This window comes from Ottowia cancrivicina (assembly GCF_029813755.1).
GTDB lineage: Bacteria > Pseudomonadota > Gammaproteobacteria > Burkholderiales > Burkholderiaceae_C > Ottowia > Ottowia massiliensis.
The window spans coordinates 41,798-61,750 of sequence record NZ_JARVII010000017.1 but is presented as its reverse complement, the minus strand read 5'-3'; the positions used below and the strand labels follow the sequence as shown (position 1 = coordinate 61,750).

The window sequence follows — 19,953 nt, the reverse complement described above, 5'->3', positions numbered from 1 at the left end:
GATTGCGCCGATTGCCATGGAAGAAGGTCTGCGCTTTGCCATCCGCGAAGGCGGCCGCACGGTGGGCGCTGGCGTGGTGGCAAAAATTATCGAGTGATATTTGTTGCAGGGGTATAGCTCAACTGGCAGAGCGTCGGTCTCCAAAACCGAAGGTTGGGGGTTCGATTCCCTCTGCCCCTGCCATATTTAGGCGATTAAGAGCCCGCCCTCGTGGTGGGCTTGCGTGTCTGAAGAACACTCTTTCTGGCGCCTAGATGCGTCGTTTGTATGTCAAGCACTCAAGTCGAAACGGTTAGCTCTGGCGCAGACAAGATAAAGGCTGTCGCTGCTGTCTTGTTGGTAATGATAGGGCTGGCAGCCTATTATCTATTGGCTCCAAAAGGCGTAATGTTTCAATGGAGCGGCTTGGCTGGCTCCCTTGTCTTGGCTTTTGTCATCTTTTTGTGGTCGGAGTCTGGTCGGAGTCTGATTGGTTTTGGGCGAGATTCTTGGCGAGAGGTCAGAAAAGTTGTTTGGCCAACACGCAGGGAAGCGATACAGACGACCGTTTTCGTCTTTGTTTTCTCTGTGACGCTGGCTCTGTTTCTGTGGTTCACAGATAAGACCATCGAGTGGGTAATGTATGACTTGATCCTGGGCTGGAAAAAGTAATGACGAACATTCCAGAAAATGCTAATCCAGATCTAAAGTGGTACGTGGTCCATGCTTATTCCGGCATGGAAAAGGCTGTTGAGCGCAATATTGTTGAACGAGTGCAGCGCGCTGGCATGCAAGGTAAATTTGGACGCATTCTTGTTCCCACAGAAGAAGTAGTTGAGGTGAAGAATGGCGTCAAACGTACGACCGAGCGCAAATTCTTTCCAGGCTATGTGCTGGTTGAAATGGTCATGGATGATGATACTTGGCATTTAGTCAAGCACACGAGCAAGGTCACTGGATTTGTGGGCGGCGCACGTAATCGGCCTGCGCCCATTTCAGAAGACGACGTCATGAAAATCGTCAATCAAATGCAAGAGGGCTCTGATAGGCCCAAGCATAAGGTTGAATTTGATGTTGGAGAATACGTTCGTGTTAAAGAAGGGCCTTTTGCTGATTTCAATGGCACTGTCGAAGAGGTGAACTACGAAAAGAGCAAGTTGCGCGTATTGGTTACAATCTTTGGGCGCGCAACTCCTGTTGAGCTTGAGTTTGGTCAGGTGGAAAAGACCTGATTGTGTTTTGCGTTTTCGCACCCGGCGCAGTCATTAATAAAACGGGTCGTTTCGTTCGGGGAGTCTGCGCGGCAGACGTTGGTACCCGTTAGGAGAACCAAGCATGGCGAAAAAAATCGTCGGCTTCATTAAGTTACAAGTTCCGGCTGGCAAAGCCAATCCTTCACCGCCTATTGGTCCTGCTTTGGGGCAGCGCGGTCTCAATATCATGGAGTTCTGCAAGGCGTTTAATGCCCAGACCCAAGGTGTTGAACCGGGCTTACCACTTCCGGTGGTTATTACGGCGTTTGCTGATAAAAGCTTTACTTTCATTATCAAAACGCCTCCGGCGACGACCTTGATTAAAAAGGCTATTAAGTTGGATAAGGGTTCCAGTAAGCCTCATACGGATAAGGTGGGTAAGATTACGCGTGCCCAGCTTGAGGAAATCGCCAAAACCAAGTTGAAAGACATGACAGCGGCTGATCTGGATGCGGCTGTTCGCACAATCGCGGGATCGGCTCGTTCCATGGGCGTGACGGTGGAGGGTGTGTAAATGGCCAAGCTGACCAAGAAACAAAAAGCCCTGCTGGGAAAAGTGGACCCTACCAAGCTGTATGCATTGACAGATGCATTGGCACTGGTAAAGGAATGCGCCACCGCGAAATTTGATGAATCCATTGATGTCGCCGTGCAGCTGGGCGTTGATGCCAAGAAATCGGATCAGGTTGTGCGCGGTGCAGTCGTGCTGCCGAATGGCACGGGTAAGATCACGCGGGTGGCCGTGTTTGCGCAAGGCGCCAAAGCTGAAGAAGCTAAGGCGGCAGGCGCTGATGTTGTCGGCATGGATGATCTGGCGGCACGAGTCAAGACTGGCGATATGCCTTTTGATGTGGTGATTGCCGCGCCAGATGCTATGCGTGTAGTGGGCACGCTGGGTCAGATTCTCGGCCCTCGCGGTTTGATGCCGAACCCGAAGGTAGGCACCGTCACGCCTGATGTGGCAACGGCAGTCAAAAATGCTAAGGCAGGCCAGATTCAATTCCGCGTAGATAAGGCGGGGATTATTCATGGAACGATTGGCCGCCGTTCATTTGAAGCAGACAAGTTGGAAGGCAATCTGCTTGCGCTAATCGAGGCTCTGAACAAGGCCAAGCCTGCGACCAGTAAAGGGCAATATCTACGCAAGGTGGCGGTGTCAAGCACGATGGGTATTGGTGTTCGCGTGGACACTCAAAGCCTGGCTGCTCGCTAAGGATGGCATGAGTTTCAGTCGCGCAGATGATTTTGCGTGACTGAGTGGTGGGCCGCTACTTTAGCCTTAGTTAAAGGTTAATAGGCGGGTCATCCAAGACCGCTGGTGCAGGACTTTTTCCTGCTTAATGAGTGCTTTTTTTGGGTGCAGCCAGCGTAGATGGCGATCCCGCTGCAAGGTTATGATTTGGATTATTTAGTTGTGTCCAGTCAATAACGAACAGTTGGTCGCTGCATGAAGAGTGCATTTGATGCGGTTTATATTTTGTGAGCTGCAAAAGATGCTATTAAAAGGAGTAGACCTTGAGTCTGAATCGCAGTGAGAAAGAAGCGGTCATTTCCGAAGTGACCGGCCTTGCCGCAAAAGCTCAAACGCTCGTGATGGCGGAATACCGTGGCGTTACGGTCGAAGGCATGAACAAACTGCGCTTCAGTGCACGCAGTGCAGGCGTAAATCTCAGTGTATTGAAAAATACGCTGGCTCGCCGTGCTGTAGCTGGAAGCGCATTTGAAGTGGCCGTCGACCAGATGACCGGACCGCTCATCTATGGCTTTTCCGAGGATGCCGTTGCCGCCGCCAAAGTGGTGGCTGATTTCGCCAAAACCAATGACAAACTTGTCATTCGCGGAGGCGTCTATGGAGGCAAGGCCCTGGATGCCGAGGGGGTGAAACAGCTGGCCAGCATTCCATCCAAGGAAGTGTTGCTGGCGCAACTTTGCGGTTTGCTGATGTCGCCCATATCCCGTACTGCTGTTGTGCTGGGAGCCTTGGCTGCTCAAAAAGGCGAAGGCGAACCGGCGGCTGCCGAATAAAGCGAGCAGCTTTTCATATCAACCAACTTGTTTTAGGAAACCAAAATGGCATTTGATAAAGACGCATTTCTGACCGCACTGGATAGCATGACGGTCATGGAACTCAATGATTTGGTGAAAGCCATTGAAGAAAAATTCGGTGTGAGCGCGGCGGCGATGGCTGCGCCTGCTGCCGCGACTGGCGGCGCCGCTGGCGGCGCCGCTGCCGAAGAAAAGACCGAATTCAACCTGGTGCTGGCCGAAGCGGGTGGCAACAAGGTGGCCGTCATCAAGGCCGTGCGTGAAATTACGGGCTTGGGTCTTAAAGAAGCCAAGGACTTGGTGGATGGCGCTCCCAAGCCCATCAAGGAAGGCATGCCCAAGGCCGATGCCGAAGCCGCCAAGAAAAAGCTGGAAGAAGCTGGCGCCAAGGCCGAACTCAAGTGATCCACGCAGCTTCCGGCCCATGCAAAGCATGGCTTTCAAAGGGCCGGAAGCGAAATGGCAAGGCTGGTTTTGCGACCAGCCTTTTTGCGTTTCAGATTGCACTTGAAAGCTTCCGTGTTGAGCAGGCGCTTTCAAGTGTCTTCTGACTTCCGACTAAGAAGATCCTTGGTTCGGGCTGCGTGCAATGCGCAGCCGTCTGCCATTGGTTGGTAGAGGCCAGCCGCCAAGCTGCTGCTTACGCAAACCAGCGTCCCGCGCTGATTTGCGAAGCGGCGTGAACAGTCGCCAGACATCCTGCCCCGATCACCGCCCGGAGATTTCATGGCCTACACATTCACAGAGCGCAAACGCATTCGCAAGAGCTTTGGTACACGCGAAAGCGTACTAAAAATTCCTTATTTGCTGCAAATGCAAAAAGACGCCTATACGGCTTTTTTGCAGGCAGATACGCCCCCGAAGAAGCGCACGCATGAAGGCCTGCAGGCGGCATTCGAATCGGCTTTTCCCATTATCTCGCACAACGGCTTTGTCGAGATGAAATTCATTGAATACAACCTGGCCAAGCCCACGTTTGACGTGCGCGAATGCCAAACGCGTGGTCTGACCTACGCTTCCGCAGTGCGCGCGCGCGTGCAGCTCATTATTTACGACCGCGAGTCCTCGACCGCCCAGAACAAGGTAGTCAAGGAAGTCAAGGAGCAAGAGGTTTACATGGGCGAAGTGCCCCTGATGACCGACAAAGGCTCATTCATCGTCAATGGCACGGAACGCGTCATCGTTTCTCAGCTGCATCGCAGCCCCGGCGTATTTTTCGAGCACGACAAGGGCAAAACGCACAGTTCCGGCAAGCTGCTGTTTTCCGCCCGCATCATCCCTTATCGCGGCTCCTGGCTGGATTTTGAGTTCGATCCGAAAGATATTCTGTTTTTCCGGGTAGACCGCCGCCGCAAAATGCCTGTGACGATCCTGCTCAAGGCCATAGGCATGAGTCCGGAGCAGATTCTGGCGTATTTCTTCGTCAACGACAGTTTCCGCCTGATGGACAGTGGCGCACAAATGGAATTTGTGGCCAGCCGCTTCAAGGGCGAAGTGGCGCGGTTCGACATCACAGACAAGGCAGGCAAGGTCGTCGTTGCCAAGGACAAGCGCGTGACCGCCCGGCACGCGCGCGAGCTGGAGCAGTCTGGCACCACGCACATCAGCGTGCCGGAAGAATTCTTGCTGGGCCGCGTCCTGTCCAAGGATCTCGTGGATGGCGACACGGGCGAAGTCATTGCCAAGGCCAATGACGAGCTGACGGAAGCCTTGCTGGCCAAGCTGCGCGAGGCGGGCGTGCAGGACATCCAGTGCATTTACACCAACGAGCTGGATCAGGGCGCCTACATCTCGCAAACCCTGCGCACCGACGAAACGGCGGACGAGCTGGCCGCGCGCATTGCTATCTACCGCATGATGCGCCCCGGCGAGCCGCCAACTGAAGATGCGGTGCAGGCCCTGTTCCAGCGCCTCTTTTACAACCCCGACACCTACGATCTCTCCCGCGTGGGACGCATGAAGTTCAACGCCAAGGTCGGCCGCGAAGATTCCACCGGCCCCATGGTGCTGACCAATGAAGACATTCTGGATGTCGTGAAGATCCTGGTTGAGCTGCGCAATGGACGCGGCGAGGTGGACGATATCGATCACCTGGGCAACCGCCGCGTGCGCTGCGTGGGTGAATTGGCCGAAAACCAGTACCGCACGGGCTTGGCCCGTATCGAGAAGGCTGTGAAAGAGCGTCTCGGCCAGGCCGAGCAAGAGCCGCTGATGCCGCATGACCTCATCAACAGCAAGCCGATTTCGGCAGCGCTGAAAGAGTTCTTCGGCGCTTCGCAGCTGTCGCAGTTCATGGACCAGACTAACCCGCTGGCCGAAATCACGCACAAGCGCCGTGTTTCAGCTCTGGGGCCGGGCGGCCTGACGCGCGAGCGCGCGGGCTTCGAAGTGCGCGACGTGCACGTGACCCACTATGGCCGCGTGTGTCCGATCGAAACGCCAGAAGGCCCGAACATCGGCCTCATCAATTCGCTGGCCCTGTACGCGCGCCTGAACGAATACGGCTTCATCGAAACGCCCTACCGCCGCGTGGTGGATGGCAAGGTCACGAACGACATCGACTACCTCTCCGCCATTGAGGAAGGCAAATACGTCATTGCCCAGGCCAATGCCGCACTGGACGAAAAAGGCCGCCTGACCGATGAGCTGGTTTCCGCCCGCGAAAACGGCGATTCCGTGCTGGTGAACGCCGATCGCGTGCAGTACATGGACGTGTCGCCTGCGCAAATCGTTTCCGTGGCCGCTTCGCTGGTGCCCTTCCTGGAGCACGACGACGCCAACCGCGCCCTGATGGGCGCCAACATGTCGCGGCAGGCCGTGCCCGTGCTGCGGCCCGAAAAGCCGCTGGTGGGCACTGGCATCGAGCGTGTGGCCGCCGTGGACTCCGGCACCGTCGTCACAGCCCGCCGTGGCGGCGTGGTGGAGTACGTTGACGCCACCCGCATCGTCATCCGCGTGAACGATGCCGAAGCCGTGGCTGGCGAAGTGGGCGTGGACATCTACAACCTCATCAAGTACCAGCGCAGCAACCAGAACACCAACATCAGCCAACGCCCCATCGTCAAGCGCGGCGACAAGCTGGCCAAGGGCGACGTGATCGCCGATGGCGCTTCCACCGACCTGGGCGAAATCGCCATCGGCCAGAACATGCTGATCGCCTTCATGCCCTGGAACGGCTACAACTACGAAGACTCGATCCTGATCTCCGAGAAAGTGGTGGCCGATGACCGCTACACCAGCATTCACATTGAAGAGCTGGTGGTCATGGCGCGCGACACCAAGCTGGGGCCGGAAGAAATCACGCGCGACATTCCCAACCTGAGCGAGCAGCAGCTGGGCCGCCTGGACGAGTCCGGCATCATCTATGTGGGCGCCGAAGTGCAGCCTGGCGACACGCTCGTCGGCAAGGTCACGCCCAAGGGCGAAACCACGCTCACGCCGGAAGAAAAACTGCTGCGCGCCATCTTCGGCGAGAAAGCCAGCGACGTGAAAGACACCTCGCTGCGCGTTGATCAAGGCTCCAGCGGCACCGTGATTGACGTGCAGGTCTTCACCCGCGAAGGCATCCAGCGCGACAAGCGCGCCCAGCAGATCATTGATGACGAACTCAAGCGCTACCGGCTGGATTTGAACGATCAGCTCCGCATCGTGGAAGCCGACGCGTTCGACCGCATCGAGAAACTGCTGAACGGCAAGATCGCCAACGGCGGCCCCAACCACATCGCCAAAGGCGCCAAGATCGACAAGGACTACCTCAAGTCAGTGGATAAATACCACTGGTTCGACATCCGTCCGGCCGATGACGATGTGGCCGCGCAGCTGGAAAGCATCAAGGCTTCCATTGAGCAGCAGCGCCACGTGTTTGACTTGGCCTTTGAAGAAAAGCGCAAGAAGCTCACCCAGGGCGACGAGCTGCCTCCTGGCGTGCTCAAAATGGTCAAGGTCTATCTGGCAGTCAAGCGCCATTTGCAGCCGGGCGACAAGATGGCCGGCCGCCACGGCAACAAGGGCGTGGTCTCCAAGATCACGCCAGTGGAAGACATGCCCTACATGGCCGACGGCACGCCCGTGGACATCGTGCTCAACCCGCTGGGCGTGCCCTCGCGCATGAACATCGGGCAGGTGCTGGAGGTTCATTTGGGCTGGGCGGGCAAGGGCATCGGCCAGCGCATTGGCGACATGCTCAAGCGCGAAGCCAATCTGGCCGAAATCCGCGCTTTCCTGGAGCAGGTCTACAACACCACGGGCCACAAGGAAGAGATCCACAAACTCTCCGACAAGGACGTGCGCGCCATGGCGCAGGAGCTGACTTCCGGCATGCCCTTCGCCACCCCCGTGTTCGACGGCGCCACGGAGCAGGAAATCCTGGACATGCTCAAGATCGCCTACCCCGACGACATCGCCCAGGCCAAGGGCCTGACGCCCACGCGCACCCAGGCGCAGCTGTATGACGGCCGCACGGGCGACCCCTTCGAGCGCAAGACCACCGTGGGCTACATGCACTACCTCAAGCTCCACCACCTGGTGGACGACAAGATGCACGCCCGCTCCACCGGCCCCTACTCGCTGGTCACGCAGCAGCCGCTGGGCGGCAAGGCGCAGTTTGGCGGCCAGCGCTTTGGCGAGATGGAAGTGTGGGCGCTGGAAGCCTATGGCGCTTCCTACACCCTGCAAGAGATGCTCACCGTCAAGTCTGACGACGTGCAGGGCCGCACCAAGGTGTACGAGTCCATCGTCAAGGGCGAGCACGCCATCGACGCCGGCATGCCCGAGTCCTTCAACGTGCTGGTCAAGGAAATCCGCTCGCTGGGTCTGGATATCGAACTGGAGCGCACCTGAAGCCGCGCCCGGCCCTGCCCGCCGCCGCATCCATGAAACGCCTTTCCATGCGCCACTGGCCGCAGTTTTCAGAGCCAAATCGGCCGCAAGTCCTAGTGGAATGGGCGCGGGCAGCTATCAAATTTGAAGCAATTGGGGAAACAGTCACATGAAATCCTTGCTCGATCTGTTCAAGCAATTCACGCCGGATGAGCACTTTGACGCCATCCGCATCGGCCTGGCCTCGCCCGAAAAGATCCGCTCCTGGTCTTTTGGCGAAGTCAAGAAGCCCGAAACCATCAACTACCGCACCTTCAAGCCGGAGCGCGACGGCCTGTTTTGCGCCAAGATCTTCGGCCCCATCAAGGACTACGAGTGCCTGTGCGGCAAGTACAAGCGCCTCAAGCATCGCGGCGTCATCTGCGAAAAGTGCGGCGTGGAAGTCACGCAGACCAAGGTGCGCCGCGAGCGCATGGGCCACATTGACCTGGCCGCGCCCTGCGCCCACATCTGGTTCCTCAAGTCCCTGCCCAGCCGCCTGGGCATGGTGCTGGACATGACGCTGCGCGACATCGAGCGCGTGCTGTATTTCGAAGCCTACGTCGTCACCGACCCCGGCATGACCCCGCTGAAGAAGTACAGCATCCTCACCGAAGACGACTACGACGCCAAGTACAAGGAATACGGAGACGAGTTCACCGCCCGCATGGGTGCCGAGGGCATCAAGGAACTGCTGGAAAACATTGATCTGGAAGCCGAAATCGAGAAGCTGCGCGGCGACCTCACCGGCTCCGAAGTCAAGATCAAGAAAAACACCAAGCGCCTGAAAGTGCTGGAGGCCTTCCGCAAATCCGGCATCAAGCCCGAATGGATGGTGCTGGAAGTGCTGCCCGTGCTCCCGCCCGACCTGCGCCCGCTGGTGCCGCTGGATGGCGGCCGCTTTGCCACGAGCGACCTGAACGACCTCTACCGCCGCGTCATCAACCGCAACAGCCGCCTGCGCCGCCTGCTGGAGCTGAAAGCGCCTGAAATCATCGCCCGCAACGAAAAGCGCATGCTGCAAGAAGCCGTGGACAGCCTGCTGGACAACGGCCGCCGTGGCAAGGCCATGACCGGCGCCAACAAGCGCGCCCTGAAGTCGCTGGCCGACATGATCAAGGGCAAGAGCGGACGCTTCCGCCAGAACCTGCTGGGCAAGCGCGTGGACTACTCCGGCCGCTCGGTCATTACCGTCGGCCCCACGCTCAAGCTGCACCAGTGCGGCCTGCCCAAGCTGATGGCGCTCGAACTCTTCAAGCCCTTCATCTTCGCCCGGCTGGAACAGATGGGCATCGCCACCACCATCAAGGCCGCCAAGAAGGAAGTGGAAGCCGGCACCCCCGTGGTGTGGGACATTCTGGAAGAAGTCATCACCGAGCACCCCGTGCTGCTCAACCGCGCGCCCACGCTGCACCGGCTGGGCATCCAGGCGTTCGAGCCGATCCTGATTGAAGGCAAGGCCATCCAGCTGCACCCGCTGGTGTGCGCCGCCTTCAACGCCGACTTTGACGGCGACCAGATGGCCGTTCACGTGCCCCTGAGCGTGGAAGCGCAGATGGAAGCGCGCACGCTCATGCTGGCCTCCAACAACGTGCTCTTCCCCGCTTCCGGCGAGCCTTCCATCGTGCCCTCACAAGACATGGTGCTGGGCCTGTACTCCGCCACGCGCGAAAAAATCAACGGCAAGGGCGAAGGCCTGGTGTTCGCCGATGTAGGCGAAGTGCAACGCGCGCTGGACGCGGGCGAAGTGGAGCTGACTTCCAAAGTCACCGTGCGCCTGACCGAATGGACCAAGAACAAGGCCACGGGCGACCTCGCCCCCTCCACCCGCCTGGTGGACACCACCGTGGGCCGCGCCCTGCTGTCAGAAATCCTGCCCAAGGGCCTGCCCTTCGCCCTGCTGAACAAGGCGCTGAAGAAAAAGGAAATCTCCCGCCTCATCAACGCCTCCTTCCGCAAATGCGGCCTCAAGGACACCGTCGTCATGGCCGACAAGCTCTTGCAAAACGGCTTCCGGCTGGCCACGCGCGCGGGCATCTCCATTGCCATTGAAGACATGCTCGTGCCCCCGCAAAAGCCCGAAATCATTGCCCGCGCCGAGGCCGAGGTGAAAGAAATCGCCGAGCAGTTCAACGCCGGCCTTGTCACCGCAGGCGAGCGCTACAACAAAGTGGTGGACATCTGGGGCAAGGCGGGCGACGAAATCTCCAAGGTCATGATGGGCCAGCTGGCCAAGCAGAAAGTGCAAGACCGCAACGGCCAGGAAGTCGATCAGGAGTCCTTCAATTCCATCTACATGATGGCCGACTCCGGCGCGCGCGGCTCCGCCGCCCAGATCCGCCAGCTGGCCGGCATGCGCGGCCTCATGGCCAAGCCGGACGGCTCCATCATCGAAACGCCCATCACCGCCAACTTCCGCGAGGGGTTGAACGTGTTGCAGTACTTCATCTCCACGCACGGCGCGCGCAAGGGCCTGGCTGACACGGCGCTGAAAACCGCCAACTCCGGCTACCTCACGCGCCGTCTGGTGGATGTGACGCAAGACCTTGTGGTCACCGAAGAAGACTGCGGCACGGCTGACGGCTCGCTCATGCGCGCCATCGTCGAAGGCGGCGAAGTCATCGAATCGCTGCGCGAGCGCATCCTGGGCCGCACCGCCGCCGAAGACCTCGTCAATCCTGAAACGCGTGAAGTCGTCGTCAAGGCCGGGCAAATGCTCGACGAAGACGCCATTGACGACCTCGAAGCCGCCGGCATCGACGAAGTGCGCGTACGCACCGCCCTGACCTGCGCCACCCGCTTCGGCGTGTGCGCCAAGTGCTACGGGCGCGATTTGGGCCGCGGCGGCCTTGTGAACGTGGGCGAAGCCGTCGGCGTCATCGCCGCGCAGTCCATCGGCGAGCCGGGCACGCAGCTGACCATGCGCACCTTCCACATCGGCGGCGCGGCCTCGCGTGCGGCCGTGGCCTCCAGCGTCGAGGCGCACTCCAGCGGCGTCATCAGCTTCAACGCCGCCATGCGCTACGTCACCAACACCAAGGGCGAGCTGGTCGTCATCTCCCGCTCCGGCGAAATCATCGTCGTCGATGAATTCGGCCGCGAGCGCGAGCGCCACAAGGTGCCCTATGGCGCCACCCTCGCCGTCAAGGCCGACCAGCCCGTCAAGGCCGGTGCCATCCTCGCCAACTGGGACCCGCTCACGCGCCCCATCATCACCGAATACGCCGGCACGGTGAAGTTCGAAAACATGGAAGAAGGCGTGACCGTGGCCCGCTCGTCGGACGACATCACCGGCCTGTCCACCCTCACCGTCATCGACCCCAAGCGCGCCGGCTCCACCAAGATCGTGCGTCCGCTGGTCAAGCTCACCGATGCGCAAGGCCAGGAAGTCAAGATCCCCGGCACCGACCACCCCGTGGCCATCGGTTTTCAGGTCGGCGCGCTCATCCAGGTGCGCGACGGCCAGGAAGTCGGCCCTGGCGAAGTCCTCGCCCGCGTGCCGATGGAAGGCCAGAAAACCCGCGACATCACCGGCGGTCTGCCCCGCGTGGCCGAGCTGTTTGAAGCCCGCAGCCCCAAAGACAAGGGCGTGCTGGCCGAAATGACCGGCACCATCTCCTTCGGCAAGGAAACCAAGGGCAAGATCCGCCTGCAAATCACCGACGCCGAAGGCAAGGTGTGGGAAGAACTCATCCCCAAGGAGAAAAACGTCCTCGTCCACGAAGGCCAGGTCGTCAACAAGGGCGAGAGCATCGTGGACGGCCCCGCCGACCCGCAGGACATCCTGCGCTTGCTGGGCATGGAAGAGCTGGCCCGCTACATCGTCGATGAAGTACAGGACGTCTACCGCCTGCAAGGCGTGAAGATCAACGACAAGCACATCGAAGTCATCGTGCGCCAGATGCTGCGCCGCGTGGTCGTTGAAAACCCTGGCGACTCCGACTACATCACCGGCGAGCAGGTCGAACGCAGCGAAATCCTCAACACCAACGACGCCCTGCGCGCCGAAGGAAAAACGCCCGCCACCTACGCCAACATCCTGCTGGGCATCACCAAGGCCAGCCTGTCCACCGACAGCTTCATCAGCGCCGCCTCCTTCCAGGAAACCACGCGCGTGCTCACCGAAGCGGCCATCATGGGCAAGCGCGACGACCTGCGCGGTCTGAAGGAAAACGTCATCGTCGGCCGCCTCATCCCCGCTGGCACCGGCCTGGCCTACCACCAGGCCCGCAAGGCCAAAGACGCCATGGACGAAGCCGAGCGCCGCGCCATTGCTGAAGCTGAAGCCGAGGCTGACCTGGCTGAAGTCAGCGAAGAAGCTGCCAGCGCCGCCGATGTGGACGCCATCGCCCAGGCTTTCAAAGCCCTGGCTGGCGTGGCTGACAGCGCCGAAGCCGCCGACGGCGACACCCCCGCCGCCGAATAAAGCCCGCCCGGCTCCTTGCGGCCCAGCGCCCCGGCCCTCGCGCCCCAGCGAGCGCCGGGGCGCTTTTTTTTCTGCCTTTGGTCAGCCGAGCAAGGAGGGCGCCAGAGTTCGCGCGCAGCCTGACGCAGGCAGGGCAGAAAGCTCTGGGTTTGCTATTTTTACGATAGCTATAGGTCTTGGTGGATATTGCGCTGGCGGGTATTTCAATAGGCCTGAATTCGCTTCTGTTTTTGATGCCTCTGAACCGGCCGTTGTGGCTGGAGCGGAACCAGGGCTGCGCGGGCCTTATTGGCCGGGCTTGCTGAAATCAACCGTGGGTGCGGTGGAGATGGCTGCTTCGTTGGCGACGGTGAAGTTCTGCTTGGGTTCGTAGCCGAACACCATGCCCGTGAGGTTGGTGGGGAAGCTGCGGCGCAGCACGTTGTATTGCTGCACGGCCTGGATGTAGCGGTTGCGGGCGACGGTGATGCGGTTTTCGGTGCCTTCAAGCGTCACGCGCAGGTCGGAGAACGCCTGGTTGGCTTTCAGATCGGGGTAGCGCTCCACGGTGACCATCAGGCGGCTGAGGGCGCTGGAGAGTTCGCCTTGCGCGGCCTGGAATTGCTGGAGTTTTGCCGCGTCTTGCAAGGTTTCGGGCGTGACCTGGATGCTGGTGGCCTTGGCGCGCGCTTCGATCACCTTGGTGAGCGTTTCCTGCTCGAAGTTGGCTTCGCCTTTGACGGTGTTGACCATGTTTTGCACCAGGTCGGAGCGGCGCTGGTACTGATTGACGACTTCGCTCCAGGCGGATTTGGTTTCTTCGTCCAGACGCTGGTAATCGTTGTAGCCGCAGCCGGCCAGTGCGAGCGCCAGGGCGCAGGCGGCAGCCAGGCGGGGCAGGGAGGGCAGACGTTGCAGGGAATGTTTCATGGCGATTCCTTGGAGAGTGAAAAGGGGGCAGCGGATCAGCTGCACGGCAATGCGGATGGCCTGCTGCACATGCGCCTGCGTATGGGCAAAGGCGGCTGCGCCCAGACTGAACTGTTCCAGCGCGCGGGGGGGCGGTCCGGCAGGTGGCAGGCCCATTTTCAGCAGTCTGGCGCCCGCCTTGCCGCGCGAGATGGCGATGAGCACGAAGGCGTCAATGACGTGAACGGCTGGCATGCAGATTCATATCAAAAAGAGGAGCTATTCAAGGAAGTTTAAAAGGCGTTTCGCGCAGTTTCTGCGGAGAGGTATTGCTATTGCTAAAGGAGCGAAATCACGCCTTCTTCCGCCTATGTGCCTGGCTGGCCGCCGCTGGCCTCGTGCGCGGCTTCGGCGCGGCGCTCGGCAATGAATTCGTCGGCCACGCTGCGCCCTTCGACGGGCGGCAGGTGGCTGTCAAAATAGGCGCGTAGCGCCGCGTAGCGTTGGCGTAACGCCGGGAAGTCGGCGTGAGCGCCAGGCGGCCATCACGCACTTCGGCATGCAGGCGCACGGCGGGAATGAGCACGCGCCCGTTGTCAGAAATGGCCAAGGCTGTCATGGCGGCGGATTCTGTCAGCAACCCTTCATCTGTCAAACCAAACATGCTTGCCAAACGCATCATTCCCTGTCTTGACGTGACTGCGGGCCGCGTGGTCAAGGGCGTGAACTTCACGGGCCTGCGCGATGCGGGCGATCCGGTGGAAGTGGCCGCGCGCTACAACGAGCAGGGCGCCGATGAGCTGACGTTTCTGGACATTACCGCCACCAGCGACGGGCGCGATCTGATCCTGCCCATCATCGAAGCCGTGGCCTCGCGCGTGTTCATTCCGCTCACCGTGGGCGGCGGCGTGCGTACCGTGCAAGACGTGCGCCGCCTGCTGAACGCGGGGGCGGACAAGGCCAGCTTCAATTCGGCGGCCATTGCCCGCCCCGAGGTGATTGGCGAGGCGTCGGCCAAATACGGCGCGCAGTGCATCGTGGTGGCCATTGACGCCAAGCGCCGCGCCGATGGCGCAGGCTGGGAGGTCTACAGCCACGGCGGCCGCCAGAACACGGGGCTGGATGCCGTGGCCTGGGCGCGGCGGATGGCCGATCTGGGCGCGGGCGAAATATTGCTCACCAGCATGGACCGCGACGGCACGCAAAGCGGCTTTGACCTGGCGCTGACGCGCGCGGTGGCCCAGGCCGTGCCGGTGCCCGTGATTGCCTCTGGCGGCGTGGGCACGCTGGATCACCTGGCCGACGGCGTGCAGCAAGGCCTGGCCGATGCCGTGCTGGCCGCCAGCATCTTCCACTACGGCCAGCACACCGTGGCCGAGGCCAAGGCGCGCATGGCAGAGCGCGGTATCACGGTCAGGCGGTGAATATCATGGCGAATGGCGGCCTGGCTGGGCCGCTTTATCACGTTTATTTTCACGAAAAGGAGAAAAAATGACAGCCACAACCAGCCTTGAAGACTTTCTGCGCAATGTGCAGCGGCGCGATCCGGACCAGCCGGAATTTCTGCAAGCCGTGCGCGAGGTGCTCACCAGCCTCTGGCCCTTCCTGGAGAAGAACCCGCAGTACCGCGAATACGCCCTGCTGGAGCGCCTGTGCGAGCCGGACCGCGTGGTGCAGTTTCGCGTGAGCTGGACCGACGACCAGGGCCGCACGCAAGTCAATCGCGCCTTTCGCATCCAGCACAGCAAGGCCATTGGCCCCTACAAGGGCGGCATGCGCTTTCACCCCAGCGTGAATTTGTCGATTCTGAAATTCCTGGCCTTCGAGCAAAGCTTCAAAAACGCGCTCACCACGCTGCCCATGGGCGGCGGCAAGGGCGGCTCCGACTTTGACCCCAAAGGCAAGAGCGACGCCGAAGTCATGCGCTTTTGCCAGGCGCTGGTGCAGGAGCTGTTCCGCCACATCGGCCCTGACACCGACGTGCCCGCTGGCGACATTGGCGTGGGCGCGCGTGAAGTGGGCTACATGGCCGGCATGATGAAAAAGCTCAGCAACAGCGCCGCCTGCGTCTTCACCGGCAAAGGCATGAGCTTTGGCGGCAGCCTGATGCGCCCTGAAGCCACGGGCTACGGCGTGGCCTACTTCGCGCAGGAAATGCTCGCGCGCAAGAGCGAAGGCTTTGAAGGCAAACGCGTGTCCATCAGCGGCAGCGGCAACGTGGCCCAGTACGCCGCCGAAAAGGTGCTGGAGATGGGCGCGAAAGTCATCACCCTGTCGGACTCGGGCGGCACGCTGGTGCATGAAGCGGGCCTGAGCCGCGAGCAAGTGCTGGCCGTGATGGAGCTGAAAAACGTGCAGCGCGGCCGCCTGGCCGACTTCGCGGCGCGGCATGGCCTCACTTTCCTGCCCGGCAGCCGCCCCTGGCACGTCAAAACCGACATCGCCCTGCCTTGCGCCACGCAAAACGAGCTGGACGGCGAAGACGCCAAAACGCTGGTCAAAAACGGCGTGCTCTGCGTTGCCGAAGGCGCCAACATGCCCAGCACGCTGGAAGCGGTGGATGTCTTTTTGGCCGCTGGCACGCTCTACGCGCCCGGCAAGGCCAGCAACGCGGGCGGCGTGGCCACCTCGGGCCTGGAAATGAGCCAGAACGCCATGCGGCTGGGCTGGACGGCGCAAGAAGTGGACGAGCGCCTGCACACCATCATGAAAGACATTCACCAAAACTGCGTGCGCTACGGCGAGCGCGCCCAGGGCGCGGTGAACTACGTGGAAGGCGCCAACATCGCCGGCTTCGTCAAGCTGGCCGATGCCATGCTCGCCCAGGGCGTGGTTTGAAAAAGGGTGGCCCAGCCACCCTTTTTCATTTGCGGCGCGCGCCTGGCACCTTTTTGATCTTCTGGCCTTCCATCCGGCTCCTCTGGCCCGGCGCCATCAAAAGCAGGAGCTAATTTAAAGAGGTCAAAATACCGCTTTGCGCACATTCCACTAGGACGTCATGCTCTAGATAAAGGAGCTAAAAAACCGCCGCAAGCGGGCTGAATTCGCCATCTGCGCCCCGGGCCAGGCGCTCCAGCAAGGCGGCTGGATGGGTATCGACATCAACCAGCGCCATCAAATCGGGAGACATGAAGCCTTGCGCCTGGCTATGGCGCAGAAAAGACAGCAGGCCGTCGTAGAAGCCGTCATGGTTGAGCAGGCCGATGGGCTTGGCGTGATAGCCGAGCTGGCGCCACGTCCAGGTTTCAAAAAATTCCTCGAAAGTGCCAATGCCGCCGGGCAGGGCCAGAAAAGCGCTGGCGCGGGCGGCCATGAGGTGCTTGCGCTCGTGCATGGTCTGCACAACGTGCAGCTCGGTGCAGCCGCGATGGGCATGCTCGCGCTCAACCAGCGCCTGCGGAATAACGCCAATGACGCGGCCGCCCGCTTGCAGCGTGGCATCAGCCACAGCGCCCATGAGGCCGTTTTTGCCGCCGCCATACACAAGCTGGCCGCCGTGCTGGCCGATCCAGCGGCCCGTTTGCGCGGCCAGGGCGGCAAAAGCAGGATCAGCGCCAGTGCGGGAGCCGCAATAAACGCAAATGGAAAAGGCGGGTTCTTTCATGAACGGACAGACGTTGAGGGAAACCAGAATGAAAAGGAGGGAGCTGACAGCGCCAGGCGCAGCAAAAACCGGCGTCAAGCCAGTCTGCACGCGCCCTCCCGCGCAACTTTTTCACGCAAAACGGGCGCAGATGGCGGCCAGCCAAATGCCGACAGCCAGCAGCAGCGCCAGCAGCACGGCGGCGCTGCCAAGGTCTTTGGCCCGTTTGGAAAGCGGGTGCCGCTGCAATCCGATGCGGTCAATGGCCGCCTCGATGCCGCTGTTGAGCAGCTCGGCCACCATAACGATGAGGCAAGAGCCAGCGAGCAAGGCGGTTTCCACCCAGTTGCGGCCCAGCCAGAAGGCGGCCGGAACGAGCACGAAGCTCAGCGCCGCTTCTTGCCGGAAAGCCGGTTCATGCCAGGCGGCGCGCAAGCCCGCCAGCGAGTAGCCGAAGGCATGCCACAGGCGCGCCAGACCGGTGCGTTTGGGCGGCAGGCCGCTGGAAATATCCGCAGCGCCCTGGGCCTGCGGCGTGGAAGGTGAGTCAGGCGGCGTCGGCATTGGCGGCAGGGGCGGGCGAAGCGGGTGTTTTCGGCGCGCGCGCATCCGTCAGGCGCGTGCCGGCGAGCACGTCGTGCCAGAACTGGCCTTCGGGCTGAAAGCGCGAGAGCAGCGCCCAGACGGCGATCCAGCCCAGGGTGAGCACGCCCACTTCAGCGGCAGGCAGATGAAAAGGGGCGCTCAGGGCCAGCGGTGGCAGAAACCACAGCCAGCACAGCAGGTAGCGCCAGGCAGCGCGCGCCTGCGTGAGGGGGCGGCCTTGCCGGTCGGTGATGCCGATGCGCCAGGTTTTCATGGCCAGTGTCTGCCCCTTGGACCAGAACCAGCAAAAGTAGATGCCGCACACCAGAAAGAGAAACGCCTGCATGGCGTGTCGGTGCTCAAGCGCGTGGCGCATCTGGGCGGCAATGCTGAAAACCAGGCCCGCCGCGACGACGACGCCAAACATCAGCACGCCCTCGTACAGCCAGCAGGCCATGCGGCGGCGCAGTGGGGGGGCAGGCATGAAAAAACGAATGGAGCGGGTGAAGCAAAAAAGCCTGGCGGCGCAACAGGCGCGCGCCGCAGGCGGTGAGCGGCCGATTATCTGGCGCTGTCAGGCGCGCCAATGGCCGGGGCTGGCTCACGCGCCAGCCGTTCGCGCTCTTGCCGAGGCAGATGCTGGTAGGCCTCCCAGCGGAGCTTTTTTTCGTCAGCGGGCACGCTGCGGGCTTCGTCAAAGCTCTGGCGCGCCTGCGCGCGCTGCTGGGGCGTGAGAGCAGCCCACTCACGCATGCGGCTTTGCAGGCTCGCCTGCTCGTCCGCGCTCATGCTGCGATAGCTTTGCGCCAAAGCAAGCCAATGGCCTTGCTGCTCGGGACTCATCCCGGGCCACTGGGCGGCCAGCGGAGCCAGGGCGGTTTGCTGCTCCGGCGTGAGCGCCGTCCACGGCTGGGCATGCGCGGCGCAGGCGGCCAGCAGGCAAGCGGCGGCCAGCAAGGAGCGTGGCAGGGGCGGGTATTTCATGGCGAAGGGGCGGCGCAAAAGTCAATGCACGTTGGCTGGCGGCTGGGTCAGACGCAGGTATTGCAGAAAACCCGGGTCTGCGTAGGCTTTGGGCGGCAAGGCATCGGCCACGAGATCGGCATCGACTTCGGCCACGCGCGGATCGGTCAGACGCATTTGCTGCGGCTGCAAGGCCAGCAGGCCTGCCAGCAACGCGGCCAGCGCCAGCGCGGGCGCCAGCCAGCCCAGCCAGCCAAAACCAGGCTCGCCGCCTGCAGCCAGCGCCGCATGGCGGCCTTGCGTCACGATGGCAGACGCGGGCTGTGCGGCGGCGAGCGCAGCGGTTTTGCGCGCGGCCAGCGCCTGCTGGCGCGCGATGCGCAGGCGTTCGCTGACGTCATGCGGCACGCCGCCGCCTTCCAGCCGGGCGGCGATGCGGTTGGCGAATTGGTCGATGCGTTTCTGGGTGGTCATGGCGAAATTCCCTGGGCCTGGAGCGTGCGGGCCAGCGCTTGCGTGGCGCGCGAGCAGTGCGTTTTGACGCTGCCGGCCGAGCAGCCCATGACGGCGGCTGTTTCGGCGACATCCAGCTCTTCCCAGTAACGCAACAGAAAGGCTTCGCGTTGACGCGCAGGCAGCTCTTGCAGCGCCTTTTCAATCAGGCGCAGCACTTCGCGGCGGCTCAGGGAGGTTTCGGCGCTTTCGGCGGCGGCCTCAGCCCCCGCAATGGCCTGGAGCACTTCAAGCGCGTCGGGGCCGCCCTCTTCTTCATCGCCGCCGATCAGATCGGCCGCGCTGGCCAGATGGGCGTCGCGCGTTTTCTGGCGGCGAAACCAGTCCATCGTCTGATTGGCCAGAATGCGCTGAAACAGCAGCGGCAGCTCTTGCGCAGGGCGGTCGCCATAACGCTGCGCCAGCTTGAGCATGCTGTCTTGCACGATGTCCAGCGCCGCGTCGTCATCGCGCACTTGCCAGACGGCACGCTTGAAGGCGCGCTTTTCCACGCTTTTGAGAAAGTCGGAGAGTTCCTGTTCGGTAGCCAAGGGCAATTGCTCAACTCAAGAGGTGCGGCAAATTATGAAGATGCGCGCCGTGGCCGCGCTTTCTGGTTTTGCCAAGACGGCTGCTCCCGCCCCGGTGAAGGCGCTCTTTCATGCGGCAACCCGTCCGTCAAATGCCTGCGGGCGGGCTGGGGCGCGGCAGATGGCCGGAACCACGGTTGGCATCGCAGGCCCTGCGACATCAAAAACAGGAGCAAATCTGGATGTCGAAAATAGTATCTCGCGCAGTTTCCACTAGGACATTATGCTATTGATAAAGGAGCGAAAACTGGCGCCACAGTCTGCGCCTTGCTTCATGCGCCCCGCTCTTTT

The 19,953-nt window shown here is 61.3% G+C and carries 18 protein-coding genes and 1 tRNA gene; 12 read left to right on the top strand and 7 right to left on the bottom strand.

From position 1 onward, the window contains the following. The 10 genes from QB898_RS08995 to rpoC form a co-directional block, all read left to right on the top strand. Positions 1-97 (top strand): EF-Tu C-terminal domain-related protein (locus QB898_RS08995; protein WP_078453405.1); only part of this gene is annotated, 97 nt, incomplete at its 5' end. Positions 98-107: 10 nt separating this feature from the next. After that, a tRNA-Trp gene (locus QB898_RS08990) sits at positions 108-183 on the top strand. A gap of 84 nt (positions 184-267) precedes the next feature. Next, positions 268-651 (top strand): preprotein translocase subunit SecE, encoded by a 384-nt coding sequence (gene secE / locus QB898_RS08985; RefSeq protein ID WP_050715201.1) that lies wholly within the window; start codon positions 268-270, stop codon positions 649-651. Beyond that, on the top strand, positions 651-1,211 hold the full coding sequence (gene nusG / locus QB898_RS08980; protein ID WP_050715200.1) for a transcription termination/antitermination protein NusG: 561 nt from the start codon (positions 651-653) through the stop codon (positions 1,209-1,211). The genes secE and nusG overlap by 1 nt, the downstream gene beginning before the upstream one ends. Before the next feature lie 103 nt (positions 1,212-1,314). Further along, positions 1,315-1,746 carry a 50S ribosomal protein L11 gene (gene rplK, locus QB898_RS08975; RefSeq protein ID WP_102283526.1) on the top strand — a complete coding sequence of 144 codons (432 nt, stop codon included), beginning with the start codon at positions 1,315-1,317 and terminating at the stop codon, positions 1,744-1,746. Then, positions 1,747-2,445 carry a 50S ribosomal protein L1 gene (gene rplA, locus QB898_RS08970; protein WP_279524670.1) on the top strand — a complete coding sequence of 233 codons (699 nt, stop codon included), beginning with the start codon at positions 1,747-1,749 and terminating at the stop codon, positions 2,443-2,445. Positions 2,446-2,747: 302 nt separating this feature from the next. Further along, the gene (gene rplJ / locus QB898_RS08965) at positions 2,748-3,257 is read left to right on the top strand and encodes a 50S ribosomal protein L10 (protein ID WP_050715197.1); all 510 of its coding nucleotides are present in this window, start codon (positions 2,748-2,750) and stop codon (positions 3,255-3,257) included. Between the two features lie 45 nt (positions 3,258-3,302). Next, positions 3,303-3,683 (top strand): 50S ribosomal protein L7/L12, encoded by a 381-nt coding sequence (rplL, locus tag QB898_RS08960; protein ID WP_050715196.1) that lies wholly within the window; start codon positions 3,303-3,305, stop codon positions 3,681-3,683. 321 nt (positions 3,684-4,004) lie between these two features. Beyond that, positions 4,005-8,117, top strand: coding sequence for a DNA-directed RNA polymerase subunit beta (gene rpoB / locus QB898_RS08955; protein ID WP_279524669.1), 4,113 nt, complete (start codon positions 4,005-4,007; stop codon positions 8,115-8,117). Positions 8,118-8,265: 148 nt separating this feature from the next. Then, positions 8,266-12,561: a DNA-directed RNA polymerase subunit beta' gene (gene rpoC, locus QB898_RS08950; protein WP_279524668.1), complete on the top strand. Its 4,296-nt coding sequence runs from the start codon at positions 8,266-8,268 to the stop codon at positions 12,559-12,561. A 285-nt stretch (positions 12,562-12,846) separates the two neighbouring features. Here the strand turns inward: rpoC and QB898_RS08945 are convergent, their stop codons facing one another. Then, positions 12,847-13,470, bottom strand: a complete 624-nt coding sequence (locus QB898_RS08945) for a LemA family protein (RefSeq protein WP_428982784.1) — start codon at positions 13,468-13,470, stop codon at positions 12,847-12,849. Between the two features lie 641 nt (positions 13,471-14,111). Between QB898_RS08945 and hisF the strand changes: the two genes are divergently transcribed. Together hisF and gdhA are read left to right on the top strand one after the other, a co-directional pair. After that, positions 14,112-14,873, top strand: coding sequence for an imidazole glycerol phosphate synthase subunit HisF (gene hisF / locus QB898_RS08940; protein WP_279524667.1), 762 nt, complete (start codon positions 14,112-14,114; stop codon positions 14,871-14,873). A 67-nt stretch (positions 14,874-14,940) separates the two neighbouring features. After that, the gene (gene gdhA, locus QB898_RS08935) at positions 14,941-16,287 is read left to right on the top strand and encodes an NADP-specific glutamate dehydrogenase (protein ID WP_279524666.1); all 1,347 of its coding nucleotides are present in this window, start codon (positions 14,941-14,943) and stop codon (positions 16,285-16,287) included. 178 nt (positions 16,288-16,465) lie between these two features. Here the strand turns inward: gdhA and QB898_RS08930 are convergent, their stop codons facing one another. The 6 genes from QB898_RS08930 to QB898_RS08905 all read right to left on the bottom strand — a co-directional run bounded on the left by QB898_RS08930 (position 16,466) and on the right by QB898_RS08905 (position 19,623). Continuing rightward, positions 16,466-17,053, bottom strand: a complete 588-nt coding sequence (locus QB898_RS08930) for an LOG family protein (RefSeq protein WP_279524665.1) — start codon at positions 17,051-17,053, stop codon at positions 16,466-16,468. Between the two features lie 111 nt (positions 17,054-17,164). Further along, positions 17,165-17,605, bottom strand: coding sequence for a diacylglycerol kinase (locus QB898_RS08925; RefSeq protein WP_428982783.1), 441 nt, complete (start codon positions 17,603-17,605; stop codon positions 17,165-17,167). Continuing rightward, entirely contained in the window at positions 17,580-18,101 is a 522-nt protein-coding gene (locus QB898_RS08920) for an RDD family protein (protein WP_279524663.1), read from the bottom strand. Before QB898_RS08920 ends, QB898_RS08925 begins: the two co-directional genes overlap by 26 nt. A 77-nt stretch (positions 18,102-18,178) precedes the next feature. Next, the gene (locus QB898_RS08915) at positions 18,179-18,601 is read right to left on the bottom strand and encodes a DUF3106 domain-containing protein (RefSeq protein ID WP_102283534.1); all 423 of its coding nucleotides are present in this window, start codon (positions 18,599-18,601) and stop codon (positions 18,179-18,181) included. A 21-nt stretch (positions 18,602-18,622) separates the two neighbouring features. After that, the gene (locus QB898_RS08910; protein ID WP_279524662.1) at positions 18,623-19,054 is read right to left on the bottom strand and encodes a DUF3619 family protein; all 432 of its coding nucleotides are present in this window, start codon (positions 19,052-19,054) and stop codon (positions 18,623-18,625) included. Continuing rightward, positions 19,051-19,623, bottom strand: a complete 573-nt coding sequence (locus QB898_RS08905) for an RNA polymerase sigma factor (RefSeq protein WP_279524661.1) — start codon at positions 19,621-19,623, stop codon at positions 19,051-19,053. Before QB898_RS08905 ends, QB898_RS08910 begins: the two co-directional genes overlap by 4 nt. Positions 19,624-19,953 lie beyond the last annotated feature (330 nt).

Excerpts from the sequence above, each read along its gene's own strand:
- secE (WP_050715201.1), top strand. The coding sequence starts at position 268 with ATGTCAAGCACTCAAGTCGAAACGGTTAGCTCTGGCGCAGACAAGATA.
- nusG (WP_050715200.1), top strand. The coding sequence starts at position 651 with ATGACGAACATTCCAGAAAATGCTAATCCAGATCTAAAGTGGTACGTG.
- rplK (WP_102283526.1), top strand. The coding sequence starts at position 1,315 with ATGGCGAAAAAAATCGTCGGCTTCATTAAGTTACAAGTTCCGGCTGGC.
- rplA (WP_279524670.1), top strand. The coding sequence starts at position 1,747 with ATGGCCAAGCTGACCAAGAAACAAAAAGCCCTGCTGGGAAAAGTGGAC.
- rplL (WP_050715196.1), top strand. The coding sequence starts at position 3,303 with ATGGCATTTGATAAAGACGCATTTCTGACCGCACTGGATAGCATGACG.
- rpoB (WP_279524669.1), top strand. The coding sequence starts at position 4,005 with ATGGCCTACACATTCACAGAGCGCAAACGCATTCGCAAGAGCTTTGGT.
- rpoC (WP_279524668.1), top strand. The coding sequence starts at position 8,266 with ATGAAATCCTTGCTCGATCTGTTCAAGCAATTCACGCCGGATGAGCAC.
- QB898_RS08945 (WP_428982784.1), bottom strand. The coding sequence starts at position 13,470 with ATGAAACATTCCCTGCAACGTCTGCCCTCCCTGCCCCGCCTGGCTGCC.
- hisF (WP_279524667.1), top strand. The coding sequence starts at position 14,112 with ATGCTTGCCAAACGCATCATTCCCTGTCTTGACGTGACTGCGGGCCGC.
- gdhA (WP_279524666.1), top strand. The coding sequence starts at position 14,941 with ATGACAGCCACAACCAGCCTTGAAGACTTTCTGCGCAATGTGCAGCGG.
- QB898_RS08930 (WP_279524665.1), bottom strand. The coding sequence starts at position 17,053 with ATGAAAGAACCCGCCTTTTCCATTTGCGTTTATTGCGGCTCCCGCACT.
- QB898_RS08920 (WP_279524663.1), bottom strand. The coding sequence starts at position 18,101 with ATGCCTGCCCCCCCACTGCGCCGCCGCATGGCCTGCTGGCTGTACGAG.
- QB898_RS08915 (WP_102283534.1), bottom strand. The coding sequence starts at position 18,601 with ATGAAATACCCGCCCCTGCCACGCTCCTTGCTGGCCGCCGCTTGCCTG.
- QB898_RS08910 (WP_279524662.1), bottom strand. The coding sequence starts at position 19,054 with ATGACCACCCAGAAACGCATCGACCAATTCGCCAACCGCATCGCCGCC.